Annotated in this window: 12 protein-coding genes; 6 read left to right on the forward strand and 6 right to left on the reverse strand. The window is 64.1% G+C overall.

The window, feature by feature from the left end; genetic code table 11:
• The 4 genes from EOA36_RS09830 to EOA36_RS09845 all read right to left on the reverse strand — a co-directional run.
• The coding region (locus EOA36_RS09830; protein ID WP_145969138.1) for an efflux RND transporter permease subunit at positions 1-3,000 on the reverse strand (3,000 nt) is incomplete at its 3' end.
• 78 nt (positions 3,001-3,078) lie between these two features.
• Positions 3,079-4,251, reverse strand: a complete 1,173-nt coding sequence (locus tag EOA36_RS09835; RefSeq protein ID WP_127277267.1) for an efflux RND transporter periplasmic adaptor subunit — start codon at positions 4,249-4,251, stop codon at positions 3,079-3,081.
• Positions 4,252-5,078: 827 nt separating this feature from the next.
• Positions 5,079-6,209, reverse strand: a complete 1,131-nt coding sequence (locus tag EOA36_RS09840; protein ID WP_127277270.1) for a patatin-like phospholipase family protein — start codon at positions 6,207-6,209, stop codon at positions 5,079-5,081.
• A gap of 223 nt (positions 6,210-6,432) precedes the next feature.
• A complete protein-coding gene (locus tag EOA36_RS09845; RefSeq protein WP_127277272.1) occupies positions 6,433-7,521 on the reverse strand; it encodes a citrate synthase/methylcitrate synthase in 1,089 nt (362 codons plus the stop codon).
• Between the two features lie 93 nt (positions 7,522-7,614).
• Between EOA36_RS09845 and EOA36_RS09850 the strand changes: the two genes are divergently transcribed.
• Entirely contained in the window at positions 7,615-8,745 is a 1,131-nt protein-coding gene (locus EOA36_RS09850) for a citrate synthase (protein ID WP_127277274.1), read from the forward strand.
• A 15-nt stretch (positions 8,746-8,760) separates the two neighbouring features.
• Here EOA36_RS09850 and ftrA read toward each other — a convergent pair whose 3' ends face one another.
• Entirely contained in the window at positions 8,761-9,759 is a 999-nt protein-coding gene (ftrA, locus tag EOA36_RS09855) for a transcriptional regulator FtrA (RefSeq protein ID WP_127277276.1), read from the reverse strand.
• 108 nt (positions 9,760-9,867) lie between these two features.
• On the opposite strand from ftrA, the gene EOA36_RS09860 reads away from it, so the two are divergent.
• A complete protein-coding gene (locus tag EOA36_RS09860; RefSeq protein WP_127277278.1) occupies positions 9,868-10,287 on the forward strand; it encodes a rhodanese-like domain-containing protein in 420 nt (139 codons plus the stop codon).
• 96 nt (positions 10,288-10,383) lie between these two features.
• Here the strand turns inward: EOA36_RS09860 and phaR are convergent, their stop codons facing one another.
• Positions 10,384-10,992, reverse strand: coding sequence for a polyhydroxyalkanoate synthesis repressor PhaR (gene phaR, locus EOA36_RS09865; RefSeq protein ID WP_127277280.1), 609 nt, complete (start codon positions 10,990-10,992; stop codon positions 10,384-10,386).
• A 120-nt stretch (positions 10,993-11,112) separates the two neighbouring features.
• Here phaR and EOA36_RS37215 point away from each other — a divergent pair, with 120 nt between their 5' ends.
• From EOA36_RS37215 to EOA36_RS09880, 4 genes are all read left to right on the forward strand, one after another.
• On the forward strand, positions 11,113-11,271 hold the full coding sequence (locus EOA36_RS37215; protein WP_167531411.1) for a hypothetical protein: 159 nt from the start codon (positions 11,113-11,115) through the stop codon (positions 11,269-11,271).
• A 23-nt stretch (positions 11,272-11,294) separates the two neighbouring features.
• Complete coding sequence (locus EOA36_RS09870) at positions 11,295-12,479, forward strand: acetyl-CoA C-acetyltransferase (RefSeq protein ID WP_127277282.1); 1,185 nt, start codon at positions 11,295-11,297, stop codon at positions 12,477-12,479.
• 122 nt (positions 12,480-12,601) lie between these two features.
• Positions 12,602-13,327 carry an acetoacetyl-CoA reductase gene (phbB, locus tag EOA36_RS09875; protein WP_127277284.1) on the forward strand — a complete coding sequence of 242 codons (726 nt, stop codon included), beginning with the start codon at positions 12,602-12,604 and terminating at the stop codon, positions 13,325-13,327.
• Between the two features lie 725 nt (positions 13,328-14,052).
• Positions 14,053-14,712 (forward strand): DEAD/DEAH box helicase (locus tag EOA36_RS09880; RefSeq protein WP_348629806.1); only part of this gene is annotated, 660 nt, incomplete at its 3' end.

A 14,712-nucleotide genomic window follows, 5' to 3' on the forward strand; every position in this document is an offset into this window, starting at 1 on the left:
GGTCAGGATGGTGGCGAAGGACAGGCCGAAGACGATCGCCGAGGACAGCGAAATCCACCATTGCGTCGACGGCGCGTTGATCGTCGTCTCGTGATGGAAGATTTCGAGCCCGAGCCCGAAGGCGATCGGCAGCACGCCGAGAATGGCCGACACCGCCGTCAGCACCACCGGGCGGGCACGCTCGCGGCAGGTCTGCAGCACCGCGTCCATCTTGTCCCAGCCTTCCTCGCGCAGCCGGTCATAGGTGTCGATCAGCACGATGTTGTTGTTCACCACCACGCCGGCCAGCGCGATGACGCCGATGCCCGACATGACGATGCCGAACGTCTCGCCTGTTATCAGCAGTCCGAGGAACACGCCGATCGTCGCCATGACCACGCAGGACAGCACCAGCCAGACGCTGGTGAACTTGTTGAACTGCGCCAGCAGCACCAGGAAGATCAGGAAGATCGCGGCACCGAAGGCCTTGCTGAGGAAGGCGCTGGCCTCCGCGCTGTCCTCGTTGGAGCCGGCCAGCTTCCAGCGTATGCCGCTGCCAAGATTCATGTCGGTGACGGCCTGGGTGACCTCCTGCTGCACGGCGGCGACCTGAGCGCCGGCGGCAACGTTGGCTTGCACCACCACGGTGCGGGCGCCGTCGATGCGGTTGAGGATGCCGACGCTCGGCTTTGCCTTGCGGACGACGAAGTTCGAGATCGGCACCGACCCTTGAGAGGTTTGCACCCTGAGCTCGTCGAGCGTCGACAGCGTGCGCCGGTCCTCCGGCAAGCGCAGGCGGATGTCGACAGCCTTGTCGGCGCCGGCGGGCCGGTATTCCGAAAGCTTCAGGCCGTTGGTGACGAGCTGCACCACCGTCCCGACCGAGGTCGGGCTGATGCCATACTGGGCTGCCTTGGCCCGGTCGACATCGAGTGCCCAGTCGACGCCAGGCGGCGGCAAGCCATCGGAAATGTCGATGACACCGCGCACCTTGGCGATGCGCGCGGCGACAGCGCGCGCCTTCTCGTCGAGCCCCTTGGGATCGATGGCCGAGAGCCTGATCTGGATCGGCTTGCCGGTCGGCGGGCCTGCTTCCGGCACCCGAACCTCGACATCGACGCCGGGAATGCCGGCCATGACGCCACGCAGGTCGTTCAGAATATCGTTGGCCGATTTGCGCTCGCGCCAATCGATGAATTCGTACTGGATGACGCCGACGACGTCTTCGGGCACGTCCTGGCCACCGCCGTCGGATTTGCCGACGCGTGTATAGACCGACTTCACGCCCGGCCAGCCGAGCAGCCGGTTTTCGGCAATCTTGGTCGCGGTATCCATTTCGGCCAGCGAAAGGTTGCCGCGGGCATGCACATAGAGCAGGCCGTAATCGGGTTCGACGCTCGGGAAGAACTCGACGCCGGCACCGTACTTCGAATAACCGACGAAGATGCCGGCCAGCAAGACGACGGTGAGCACCATCACGGTGATGGGGAAGCGCACCGCCTGCTTGACGACAGCCATGTACCAGCCATCGCGATTGCCATCCTCGTGATGCTGCGGCGCCTTGGCGAAGATCGCACCCAGCGTCGGCGCGAAGACCAGTGCATAGAGCATCGATGCCGACAGCGTGACGATCAGCGTGATCGGCATGTACTTCATGAAATCGCCAATGATCCCCGGCCAGAACAGCAGCGGCGAGAAGGCGGCGATGCGGGTCATCGTTGCCGCGATGACCGGACCGGCCATGCGCTTGGCGGCGAGCGCGAAGGCTTCCTGCTTCGGCATGCCCTCGCTCATCCGTCGCTCGGCGAACTCGGTGACGATGATGGCATCATCGACCAGCATGCCGACCGCCAGGATCAGGCTGAACAGCACGATCATGTTGATCGTGTAGCCCATCATGGCGAGCAGCAGGATGCCGATCAGGAACGATGACGGGATGGCGAGGCCAATGAGCAGCGAGGCTCGACCGGACAGCGCGTAGAGGATGACGATGAACACCAGGATCACCGCGATCATCACGTGGTTCTGCAGATCGCCGAGCAACTGGTTGACGAAGACCGACTTGTCCTGCGTGTAGGTGACGTGCATGCCTTCGGGCATGGTCTTGACGAAGGTGTCGGACACCTCCCTGACCTTGGTCAGCGTGTCGATCAGATTGGCGCCGATGCGCTTCTTGACCTCGATGGCGATGGCCGGCTTGCCGTTGAGGCGCGTGATCGTCGTGGCATCGGCGAAGGTCGAGCGGATGGTCGCGATGTCCTTGGCCTGAACCACGGCATTGGGACCGGCGACCACGGGAAGTGCCGCCACATCCTCGGGCGTCTCGATCAGCGACGGCACCTTGACGGCGTATTTACCCTGCGAGCCCTCGATGTTGCCGGCGGCGACCAGGCTGTTGGACGCGCCGACAGCGCCGATCAATTGTTCGAGTTGCAAGCCGTAGGAAGACAGCTTCATCGGATCGATGACGACTTCGACCAGATCGTCGCGGGAGCCTTGCAGCGAGCCTTCGAGGACGCCGGGCACTTCCTCGATACGGTCGCGCAGTTCGCGCGCCGCGGCCGCCAGCACGCGTTCGGGCAATTCGCCAGACAGCGTTACGACGAGCACAGGGAATTCGGAAATGTTGACCTCGGTGACGACGGGCTCCTCGGCCGCCTGCGGCAGGTCGGCCTTGCCGTCCTGAACCTTGGAGCGCGTATCCTGCAGCGCCGTCGCCAGGTTGGTCTGCGGCTGGAACTCGACCAGCACATAGCCGCCGCCCTGGAAAGCGGCCGAGCGCATCTCCTTGAGGCCTTTCAGGCTCTTCAGCTTGCTTTCCATCGGCCGCAGCAGAAGGCGCTCGGAATCTTCAGGCGAAATGCCTTGATAGATCAGGCTGACATACATCATCGGAATCGGAACGTCGGGCTCCGCTTCCTTCGGCGTCGACTGATAGGCGACCCAGCCTGCAATCAGCAGGAAGACCAGGACCGAGATGGTCAGGCGGGCATTGTTGATTGCGAGTCTGACGATATCCATGACTTATGCCTGCTGTTGGCTTCGGGAGTGGCGAACGGACACGCTGTCGCCGGGCAAGGCCCGGCGCCGGCGCCGGCGCTACTGCGTCCCGGCGGTGGCATCGCCGATCAGCTTGTTGATAGTCGCCTGGTCGGCCTCGACGGGCTTAACCTCATCGCCTTCCTTCACCAGTTCCTGGCCGGCGACGATGATGCGCGCATCCGCCAGGATGCCGCCAAGCACGAGACCGGTCGGCGTGTCGTCGACCAGGTCGATCGGGAAGAACGCCACCTTGTTGTCCTTGCCCACGGCGCGGATGCCGAGGTCGCCCTTGTCGCCCAGCGTCACCACCGAGCGCGGCAAAAGCACGGCGTCGGTCGGCAACGCGCTGAGCTGGATTTCCGCCGTCATGCCGGCCGGCACCGAGCCATCGGCATTGGGGATGGCGATCTCGACGCGGAAGGTGCGGGTCGCCGACGAGGCGTCGCGGCTGATATAGCGCACGGTGCCTTCGACGGTCTGGCCGCTGACCAGCCGAACGCTGGCCTTGTCACCGATCTTGAGATAGCCGAGGTCGCGCTCGCTGATCTCGCCGCGCGCGATCACCGGATCGAGCTTGAGGATGGTGGCCACCTCGCCGCCCTGCATGACGGAGCTGCCCAGTTCCACCGGCACCCGGTCGATGACGCCGTCAAACGGAGCCTTCACTTCGTTGCGGTCGAGCTCGGCCTGCGCGGTGTCCAGCTGGGATTGCGCCTGGGTCAAATTGGAGCGGGCGGTGTCGAGCTGCAGCTTCGGCAAATTACCTGTCTTGGCCAGCCGCTCGGCCGCATCGAGCTCGGCCCTGCGCTGCGCCACGAGCTGCTTGGCATTGTCGACCATCGAGATCTTTTCCTCGGCGGCGAGCATCAGCACAAGGTCGCCGGTCTTGACGTGATCGCCTTGCTTGACAGGCAGCTTGTCGATGACGCCGGCAACGCGGGTTGCCAGTACCGCGCGCTTGTCGGCCTCGGTCAGCCCGGAAATGCGGATGGCGCGCGCATAGGTCTTGCGCGGCGGTGTCACCACCGCGACGGTGCGCAGCGTGGCCTTGGGTTCGGCTTCCGCCGTCTTCGGCTTGCTCGCGTCCGGCGCCTTGCCCTCGACCTCGGCTGCCTTGGCCTTGTTGGCCGCTACGCTGCCAACCGATGAGAACTCGCCTGTCGCCATCCACGCCGCGAAACCGATGAGCACAACAATGGCTGCAAGCTTGTGAAACCTGATTTTAGGCATCGTCATTTTTCCACTGCGGGTTCGGCCAGCACCGCGTCTTATGATGCGGGCGCGTCGCCGATATGGGTGCGCGCCTGACCGGGTTCAAATTGCCGTGATCGGCGAGCGCGCTTCTACATCAAAGTTGCACCGCAATATAGTCCGAAAGTTGCAGCAGCATTGCGTAGCCGCACAAGCTGTGGCCGCCATGAAACGGTTCTTCGTGACTTGCCAGTCTACTTGACGAAGCGGCCCGCCGGCTCACGATCCGGCCTGAAACGCAGGCGACGGGCGACCAGCCCTGATCGCCATGGCCGTCTCCGGCATAGAGCCGCGATCCGCTTCGCTTCGCTGATTGAAGTGCAGGCACGAACCGACAATCCGCGTCGCCGCTATCGGCGAGGGACTAGGGGCTGCGGCACCACAACGCCGGGCCAAGATCTTGGAATCGCTCGGGAAAAGGCGCGGCAGCTGCTTCGGATCAGGCGTGCCGATCCCGATGCGCCGAGGTCGAACCAGATGCTGAAAACACCAATGCGCTGACAGTATTACGTCCCGCCCATCGTGTCCTGATACGCGCGACGACGGGGTCGGCGCGAGACTGGCGCGAGAACGCCGGGTGTGTTTCGTCCCATTCGCAATTCTGGATCGAGCGTTGCGCCCGATGCCTCAGAACGCCCCCGGGGCCGGCGCCATCCGATCGTCAGTGGCAACAGACGTCAGCATGATGACGGCTCTCCCGCACGCCAAGGTTGCTGTCACACCAACGCTGAACCAGGCGCTGCTCCGGAAGCTTGGCCACGAGTGCCGGCAAACGCTGCCCCCTCTTGAAGCCAGTTCCGTCAGGTTCAGGCCCGACGGCGCTCCGCCTCCGGGTTCTTGCGAACGGCGAGAAATTCCTTCACCCGACGGCCCGGTGCGGGACCGCGCATCGGCTTGAACCCGTCATCGAGTTCGCCCGAAAGATCGAGCGTTGCATGCTTGCCGACCGCATCGTAATTCTCCTCCAGCCAATCGCTGGCGGCGGTGCGGCCGAGGTCGCGCAGATAGGTCAGGAAGGCCCACTCGGCATTGACCTTGGAGGATGCCGACAGATCCTTGAACGCCTCGTCGGCGTCGATGCGATGCATGCGGATGTCGCGGTATTCGCCATGCGGCAGACGCCCGGCGGCGATCAGTTCCTTGACGAAGGCGATCGAGCGGAATTCGCGCAGCAGCCCGGCATTGAAGGTGATCTCGTCGATGCGGTTCTGGATCTCGTTGGCGCTTCTAGGTGTCCCCTCGCGCACCACCGGATTGATCTGCACCAGAAGCACGTCCTCGGTCGCCGCCGTCTTGAAGAACGGGTAGAGCGCCGGATTGCCGCCATAACCGCCATCCCAGTAGGGCACGCCCTTGATCTCGACGGCACGGAACAATTGCGGCAGGCAGGCCGAGGCCATCACCGTATCGAGGTCGATCTCGCCATCGGAAAACACCCGCAATTGCCCTGTCTCGACATTGGTGGCGGAGATGAACAGTTCCATGGACTTGCAGGCGCGGACATTCTTGAAGTCGATCTCCCGCGCGACGACGTCGCGCAGCGGATTGAGGCCGAGCGGATTGGCGACATAGGGCGAGAACACCCGCGACATGGTGTCGAAGAAGACATAGCCCGGCGTGTTCTCGATCGACCAGTTGCCCCAGGCAACATCCCACGGCATGCGCTGCACCGGGCTGAACCGGCCCTTCGCCGCCACCGCATGCCAGAAATCGTCCAGCTTCTTGCGCGCGCCCTCGACTCCGCCGCGGACAAAGCCGTCAGCCAGCGCCACCGCGTTCATGGCGCCGGCGCTGGTGCCGGAAACGGCCGATATCTCCAGCCTGCCGTCCTCCAGCAGTCGGTCGAGCACGCCCCAGGAGAAGGCGCCGTGCGAGCCGCCGCCCTGAAGCGCGATGTTGATCTTCTTCTTTTCCTCCGCCTTGCCGTTCTTCGTCATGGCGTTCCTGTCATCCTGATGCGCCGGCCTGCCCCTACGTCATTGGAAGGAAGCAGCTGTCGCCGGCTTATGTTGCAGTGCAGCATATAAGGACGGACCAAGGCAAGAACACGAACACGGTCGCGTGATCACATGAAATTTCGGTCATGTCGAAAAAGCCCCTCCGCTGCAAAGCGGAGAGGCCGTAGCTTTCGAAACAGGCATGAACCCTGGCAGACTGGAGCTAGGCGACGAGATCCGGCACCGGCCCGACATAGCGTGACTGCGGACGGATCAGCCGTCCGGTGGTCTGCTGCTCACGCGCATGCGCGACCCAACCGGAAACGCGCCCGGCGGCGAAGACATTGCTGAAAGCTTGCGGCGGAAAGCCCGCCGCTTCCAGGACAAGCGCTGTGTAGAATTCGACGTTGGTCTGCAGCGAGCGCTGCGGCTTTGCGATCCGAAGCACCTCGAGCGCCGTCTGCTCGACCGTCTCGGCGAAAGCCAGCCGGCGGCCGGTGCCGCCCTCGCCGCCCAGCTTGCGCACCACCGCTTTCAGCACATCAGCGCGCGGATCGCGCACACGGTAGATGCGATGGCCGAAGCCCATGATGCGCCTGCCCTGCGCGATCTCATTGCGCAGCCAGCCGGCCGCATCGCCATGCGCGGCGATCGCGTCGAGCATATCGATGACCGGGCCGGGCGCGCCGCCATGCAGCGGTCCCTTGAGCGCGCCGAGGCCCGCCAGTACCGACGATGTCAGGCCGGCCAAGGTCGAGGCGACGACGCGGGTGGCGAAGGTCGACGCATTGAGCCCGTGATCACACACGGTCACCAGATAGGTGTCGAGCGCCTTGGCCAAGGCCGGCGACGGAACCGATCCCCTGAGCATCCTCAACATGTCGGCGGCATGATCCGCCTTGCCGTCGGGTGCGATCGGCTGCTCGCCGCGCTGCAGGCGCAGCAGGGCCGGCGTCAGCACCGCCGGCGCCGCGATCAGCCGCAAGGCGTCCGTCAGCGTCTCGCCATCCGGCAGCAGTGCCATGCCCGCACGCATGGCGCTGTAGATGTCGAGCGGTGTCAGCAAGGGCAGCGCGGGCGCGAGCCGGTCAAACACCTCGACGCGAGCCTCACCCAGTTTTGCCGCCAGTTCGGCATCGCCAGGCAGATCGTCGAAGAACCCGTCCAGCAGCAGGTGGACGACCTGGGCGTAGCTCCATCGCCCTGCCAATTCCCCAAGCGAATGGCCCCGGATCGTCAGGCGACCGCCTAGACCATCCACATCGGACAGCACGGTTTCGGCCGCCACCACATCATCGAGCCCATTCGCCATAGCCTTGTCTCCTTGAAGCTTTTCCCGATGGGAGATAAGGGTGAGCACCATATCCATCAATCTTGATCAATAGAATCAATATCAGAGACCCAAATGTCCGAATGGCTGTCGCGGGAAGAGGCGCTGGAAAGGCTGCGCGTGAGGCCGCAGACGCTCTATGCCTATGTCAGCCGCGGACGCATCGGCATGCGCCCGGATCGGGACGATCCGCGCCGCAGCCAGTACCGCGCCGACGACATCGCGGCGCTGGCAACGCGAAGGGCGCGAGGGCGCAGCCCGTCGGCCATCGCCGAGAGCGCGATCGCCTGGGGCGAGCCGTCGATTGTCACTTCGGTTTCGACCGTCTGGCACGGCCACCTCATCTATCGAGGCCGGGACGCCGCAGCGCTGTCCGACCATGCCACGCTGGAAGAAACCGCTGGGCTGCTCTGGGCTCTGCCTCGCCCCGTCCGTTTCGAAACGCCGTCGCCGGATGCGGCGCGCCAGATCGGCCGCGCCCCGGCCTTTGCGCAACTCGCCTTGCTTGCCGGCCAGGCGCGGCCTTCGCTGGGACGAAGTGCCGCCTCGCTATGCGCCGACGCGGCGCACGCGATCGGCGTGCTGGCCGGCGCCCTCGGTGCCGTGGCGGGACCGGAACCAGTGCATCGGCGATTGGCACGGGGCTGGTCGGTGGACGATGATGGCGCGGAAGCAATCCGCCGTGCCCTTGTCCTGCTCGCCGATCACGAACTCAACGCATCGACCTTCGCGGCCCGCGTCGCGGCCTCGACCGGCGCCTCGCCCGCCGCGTGCCTGCTCGCGGGCCTGGCGACGCTGTCCGGCCCGCGCCACGGCGGTGCCGGCGAGGCGGTTATGCAACTGGCGGAGGACGCCGCAAGTCATGGATCCGATGCCGCGATCCGGCGCTGGCTCGGCCACGACCGGCCGCTGCCGGGTTTCGGCCACCAACTCTATCCCGAGGGCGATCCCCGCGCCACGGCCATCGACAACAATGACGAGACATTGCGGTCGTTGGAAACCGCCGCCATCGCCGCGACCGGCGCTCCAGCGAATATCGACTTTGCCCTTGCCGTGCTGACGCGCGGCCTTGGCCTGCCGCGCGATGCGCCGTTCCAGCTCTTCGCGCTTGGACGCAGCGTCGGCTGGGCCGCGCACATGGTCGAACAGATCGTGAGCGGCAGCATCATCAGGCCGCGCGGCCGCTATGAGGGATTGTTGACGTGATGGCCTGAGACGTTGTCAGCCGGAGTTGGCGTTGGCCCCGAACCGCGCCCGGTATGTGGCGGGGGTCGTGGCGAACCGCCGGCGGAAATGATGCCGCAACGTCGCCGCCGCGCCAAATCCGGCCGTCTCGGCAACGCGGTCGATCGGCAAGCTTGTATCTTCGAGCAGCGTACGCGCCCGAGAAAGCCGTTCGGACAGGAGCCAGCTTGCCGGCGTGACGCCGGTTGCGGCAGCGAACCGGCGTAGAAATGTCCGCTCGCTCATCCCGGCCATCCCGGCCAGGGTGGCGACCGGATAGTCGGCGGAAATGTCGGCGCGCATCCTGTCTATCAACGGTCCAAGCCGACTGCGCTCGTGAGGTTCGGGCACCGAGCTCTCGACATATTGCGCCTGGCCGCCGTCGCGGTGCGGCGGCACGACCAGGCGGCGCGCCACCATGTTGGCCGCCTTGGTGCCGAAATCGCGCCGAACCAGATGCAGGCACAGGTCGATGCCGGCCGCGCTGCCGGCCGATGTCAGCACATTGCCCTCGTCGATGTACAAGACATCGGGTACCACCGTGATGTCGGGGTACCGCTCCTTCAGCCTTTCGCCGTAGCGCCAATGCGTGGTTGCCTTCTTGCCCTTGAGCAGGCCGGCCGCGGCAAGCACGAAGACGCCCGAGCAGATGGAAAGAACCCGCGCACCCCGCTCGCTCGCCTTGCGAAGTGCGTCGATCAGCAAAGGCGGCACAGGACAATCCACACCGCGCCATCCCGGCACGATGACCGTGCCGGCCTCGCTGATCAAGTCAGGTCCGCCATCGGCGAGGATGCGCACGCCGCCCATCGCACGCATTTCACCGGCGTCTATGCCGGCAACGGCAAAACGGTACCAATCCGGGCCCATCTCAGGCCTGGGCAAGGCGAACACCTCGGCCGCCACGCCAAATTCGAACGTGCACAGCCCGTCATAGGCGATTGCGACGACAAGCGGGTTGGCAGGGGGCGGACTGGCAAGCGACATGTTTGGCATGATCTTGACGATATATGGCAAAGCTGCCAGCTGCAATCGCCCGGCTCGCTGCGCTACCTCTGACCTATCAGCGATGGAGAACAGCTCCATCAGAGATGGAGAAATTTGATGAGCTATGTGACAGACATACCGGCGGCATCGCCGGAGATTGCCCGGGACCATTTCCTGCGCCGGCTTTCCGTGGAAACCGACTGTTCCGATGTCGCCGCGACGCTGCGCGGCGGAGAGCCGGACTTCGTGCTTCTGCACGTCGTCGGATCGCCGCAAGCCTATGAATGCCGCCATGTACCGGGCGCGCTGCATCTGCCGCACCGCGAGATATCGGCCGAGCGGATGGGAAAATGGCCGTCAGGCACGCTGTTCGTGGTTTATTGCGCCGGCCCGCACTGCAATGGCGCGGATCGGGCGGCCTTCAAACTGGCCAGCCTTAGTCTTCCGGTCAAGATCATGATCGGTGGCATTTCAGGCTGGCAGGATGAGGACCTGCCCTTCGCTTCGGGCAAGGAGCCTGGTGTCCTGCGCCCATGATGCCCATTGGACGGGCTACCCGACGAAATCCGCGACCTGTGGCAGTCGACCATCGACCGATAAGACACCGGCGGATTTTGGCCTGGACCCCGCCCCTTACGACATTGTGTCGAGCTTGCGCTGCATGGCAGCGATCTGGTCCTTCAGCTGCTGCAGATCGTCGGGTTTCTCCGGCGCTTCCTTCCTGGCCGATTCGGCAGGGGCCGCGGCGGGTGCGGAACCCGCCGGCGGAAATGGCGTGAACAGCCGCATCGCATTCTGGAACATTTCCATGTTGCGCCGTGTCTGTTCTTCCAGCGCCTTCATCGGCGTCGCCATCTTCATCACGTCCAGCGGCGACTTGCCGATGGCCCCCTTCATCTGCTCGCGGAACCGCTCCTGTTCCTTGGAGAAGGCGATCATCGATTGTTCGAGGAAACTCGGCACGATCATCTGCATCTGGTCGCCATAGAAGGCGATCAGCTGGCGCAGGAACGGGATCGGCAGCATGTTCTGCCCGTCCTTGTTCTCCAGCTCGAAGATGATCTGCGTCAGCACCGGATGGGTGATGTCGTCCCCGGTCTTGGCGTCCTGGACGGTGAATTCCTCGCCCTTCTTGACCATCTCGGCCAGATCCTCGAGCGTCACATAGGTGCTCGTCCCCGTATTATAGAGGCGGCGGTTGGCGTATTTCTTGATAATGATCGGGTCGTCTTTTGCGGCCATCTGCATCCTCCCCGGACACCGGCACGCCTGAGTAAGCAGCCGGTAACGATTGCGCCCTTTTTGAGGATATGCGCAAAAGCCCCACAATTCCAAGCAGTTTGTGCACTGCGGGATCATATTATGCTGCATAGCGGGCAAAATATGCTGCGCAGCAGCGCCCGGTCCGCCGGCACGGCGATGCGCGACCTGCTTGCGGCGCATGGGCGCCATGCCGATTTCCGGTTTGACTTGGGTCATGGAAAGGGCAAGAAAAGTTGCCAACAATGCCTGAAAACATGACAGCTCGAAGTCTGGAGAAGAATATGTCCTCTGCCAATTCCATCGTTGTCGCCAGTGCCGCACGCACGGCCGTCGGCTCCTTCAACGGTGCTTTCGCGGCCACGCCGGCGCATGAACTCGGTGCTGTCGTCATCAAGGAGCTTTTGTCACGTACGGGCGTCGAGGCGGCCGAGGTGGACGAGGTCATCCTCGGCCAGGTGCTGACCGCGGCGCAAGGCCAAAACCCAGCCCGCCAGGCCTCGATCCTTGCCGGCCTGCCCAAGGAAACCACCGCCTGGGGCCTCAACCAGGTTTGCGGCTCGGGTCTGCGCGCCATCGCGCTCGGCATGCAGCAGATCGCCACCGGCGACGCCAAGGTGATCATCGCCGGCGGCCAGGAATCGATGTCGCTGTCGCCGCACGCCGAGCATCTGCGCGCCGGCGTCAAGATGGGCGACTACAAGATGATCGACACCATGATCAAGGACGGGCTGTGGGACGCCTTCAACGGCTACCACATGGGCAACACCGCCGAGAACGTCGCCCGCCAGTTCCAGATCACCCGCGACGACCAGGACCAGTTCGCGCTGGGCTCGCAGAACAAGGCCGAGGCCGCGCAGAAAGCCGGCAAGTTCAAGGACGAGATCGTCGCCTTCACCATCAAGGGCAAGAAGGGCGACACGGTTGTCGATCAGGACGAGTACATCCGCCACGGCGCCACGATCGATGCTATGACCAAGCTGAGGCCGGCCTTCGACAAGGACGGTACGGTGACCGCCGCCAACGCCTCCGGCATCAATGACGGCGCCGCCGGCGCGCTGCTGATGAGCGAAGCGGAGGCCGCTCGGCGCGGCGTCACCCCGCTCGCGCGCATCGTGTCCTGGGCAACCGCCGGCGTCGATCCGGCGATCATGGGCACCGGACCTATTCCCGCTTCGAAGCGCGCTCTGGAAAAGGCAGGCTGGTCGGTCGGCGATCTGGACCTGGTCGAGGCTAACGAGGCTTTCGCCGCGCAGGCCTGCGCCGTCAACAAGGGCATGGGCTGGGACCCCTCGATCGTCAACGTCAATGGCGGCGCCATCGCCATCGGCCATCCGATCGGCGCCTCGGGCGCCCGCGTCTTCAACACGCTGGTCTTCGAGATGCGTCGCCGCGGCGCCAGGAAGGGGTTGGCCACCCTATGCATCGGCGGCGGCATGGGCGTCGCCATGTGCGTCGAAGCCATCTGAACAAGCCAATAGCGAACAGGAGTAGCGAATAAGGAAGAACGGCCTCAGCGCGGCGGGACATCAAACCCTATTCGCTATTGGCTACTCCCTATTCGCTCCTCCGACCAACGGGAGGAGAACACATGACCAAGGTTGCAATCGTCACGGGTGGATCGCGCGGTATCGGCGCTGCCATCTCGATCGCTTTGAAGACTGCCGGCTATTCGGTTGCCGCGAACTATGCCGGCAATGACGATGCGGCGGCGAAATTCAAGGCCGAGACCGGCATTCCGGTCTACAAATGGTCCGTCGCCGATTATGACGCTTGCGCCGCCGGCATCAAGCAGATCGAGGCCGACCTCGGCCCTGTCTCGGTACTGGTCAACAACGCCGGCATCACCCGCGACGCCATGTTCCACAAGATAACGCGCGAGCAGTGGAAAGAGGTGATCGACACCAATCTGTCCGGTGTCTTCAACATGACCCATCCGCTGTGGAGCGGCATGCGCGACCGCAAGTTCGGCCGCGTCATCACCATCTCCTCGATCAACGGCCAGAAGGGCCAGGCCGGCCAGGTCAATTACTCCGCTGCCAAGGCCGGCGACATCGGCTTCTCGAAAGCGCTCGCCCAGGAAGGCGCCCGCGCGGGCATCACCGTCAACGTCATCTGCCCGGGCTACATCGCCACCGAGATGGTCAAGGCGATCGACGAGAAAGTGCTCAACGAGCGCATCATCCCGCAAATCCCGGTCGGCCGCCTCGGCGAGCCGGAAGAGATCGCGCGCTGCGTCGTCTTCCTCGCTTCCGAGGATGCCGGTTTCATCACCGGCTCGACCCTCACCGCCAATGGCGGCCAGTACTTCGTCTAGGCATTGATTTTCGCCTGCCCACCAACCAGCGGCCTTGACGGGCGAAAACGGACCGGGAAACCGGTCCGTTTTCAAGTGATGCTCTGGGCCTAAAACCCCTCGCTACGAGCGGCTGCCCCAATCCGGCACGCAAAGGTTAATGGCGGCAGCGCGCCTGCGCGAAACCTGTGGGCAAGCCTGTGGATTCTCGGTGGATAAGCTGTTCACAACACAAGATATTGGGGGAACAAAAAGGGAAAATAGCGCTGACGCTGTTTTGTCGCCGATTCGTTCCGGCTTTGAGCGGAAGTTAACATTAATAGGCCGAGATCACCCATAGTTTCTTAACCCACAATTCAGAAAGATTAACAATTTCATAATCTTGAGCAGTGCGCATCGAGCCCCCGACCTCGTTCACAGGCGAAAGTTAACAGAGAGGTTCGCCTAGCATAAAACGGGCCAGTTTTCTGATTCAGCATGTGGTGAGACTCATGGTCGCAAAATCCATATCTAGCCGTGAACAAAAGCTGAATCTGACGGAGTCACCGATTCGTCGCTGATTCGTTCCAGACTCGTTCCAACTGTTAAGCAGGAACTGATTTGCGGGCTGACACGGGCGTCTTCGGAACCCGGGCGGAACATTCCGCTTTCGCTTCGCGCCCGAAATCCCTATGTGTCGGCTGTCATACGCGCCGTCCAGGCACGCTCCCGACAACGAGAGGCCAGAAAGCCTTATTTCCGAGCCGATGAACATCCAGCAGAAACATACCGAGCCGCTGATCCTGTCGGGCCGCGACGTGACCGCCGTGCTTGGGCCGACCAACACGGGCAAGACCCATCTCGCCATCGAGCGCATGGTGGCGCACGAAACCGGCGTCATCGGCCTGCCGCTGAGGCTGCTGGCCCGGGAGGTCTACACGCGCGTCTGCGAGAAAGTTGGCGCCCACAAGGTGGCGCTCATCACCGGCGAGGAGAAGATCCAGCCGCCGGGCGCCAAATATTCGGTCTGCACCGTCGAAGCCATGCCGCGCGAGACCGACGCCGCCTTCGTCGCCATCGACGAGGTGCAACTGGCCGGCGACCTCGAGCGCGGCCATATCTTCACTGACCGCATCCTGCATCTGCGCGGTCGCCAGGAAACGCTGCTGCTCGGCGCGGCCACCATGCACGGCATCCTCCAGCGGCTGCTGAAAGGCGTCTCGGTGGTGACGCGGCCGCGCCTGTCGCATCTGGCTTATGCCGGTTCCAAGAAACTGACGCGCCTGCCACGGCGCACCGCGATCGTCGCCTTCTCCGCCGACGAGGTCTACGCCATCGCCGAGCTGATCCGGCGCCAGCAGGGCGGTGCGGCGGCGGTTCTGGGCGCGCTGTCGCCTCGCACCCGCAATGCCCAGGTGGCGCTGTTC

The organism is Mesorhizobium sp. M8A.F.Ca.ET.021.01.1.1 (genome assembly GCF_003998025.1).
Taxonomy (GTDB): Bacteria; Pseudomonadota; Alphaproteobacteria; order Rhizobiales; family Rhizobiaceae; genus Mesorhizobium.

Excerpts from the sequence above, each read along its gene's own strand:
- EOA36_RS09860 (WP_127277278.1), top strand. The coding sequence starts at position 9,868 with ATGAGCTATGTGACAGACATACCGGCGGCATCGCCGGAGATTGCCCGG.
- EOA36_RS09850 (WP_127277274.1), top strand. The coding sequence starts at position 7,615 with ATGTCCGAATGGCTGTCGCGGGAAGAGGCGCTGGAAAGGCTGCGCGTG.
- EOA36_RS09840 (WP_127277270.1), bottom strand. The coding sequence starts at position 6,209 with ATGACGAAGAACGGCAAGGCGGAGGAAAAGAAGAAGATCAACATCGCG.
- EOA36_RS09845 (WP_127277272.1), bottom strand. The coding sequence starts at position 7,521 with ATGGCGAATGGGCTCGATGATGTGGTGGCGGCCGAAACCGTGCTGTCC.
- EOA36_RS09870 (WP_127277282.1), top strand. The coding sequence starts at position 11,295 with ATGTCCTCTGCCAATTCCATCGTTGTCGCCAGTGCCGCACGCACGGCC.
- phaR (WP_127277280.1), bottom strand. The coding sequence starts at position 10,992 with ATGGCCGCAAAAGACGACCCGATCATTATCAAGAAATACGCCAACCGC.
- EOA36_RS09835 (WP_127277267.1), bottom strand. The coding sequence starts at position 4,251 with ATGCCTAAAATCAGGTTTCACAAGCTTGCAGCCATTGTTGTGCTCATC.
- EOA36_RS37215 (WP_167531411.1), top strand. The coding sequence starts at position 11,113 with ATGCTGCATAGCGGGCAAAATATGCTGCGCAGCAGCGCCCGGTCCGCC.
- ftrA (WP_127277276.1), bottom strand. The coding sequence starts at position 9,759 with ATGCCAAACATGTCGCTTGCCAGTCCGCCCCCTGCCAACCCGCTTGTC.
- phbB (WP_127277284.1), top strand. The coding sequence starts at position 12,602 with ATGACCAAGGTTGCAATCGTCACGGGTGGATCGCGCGGTATCGGCGCT.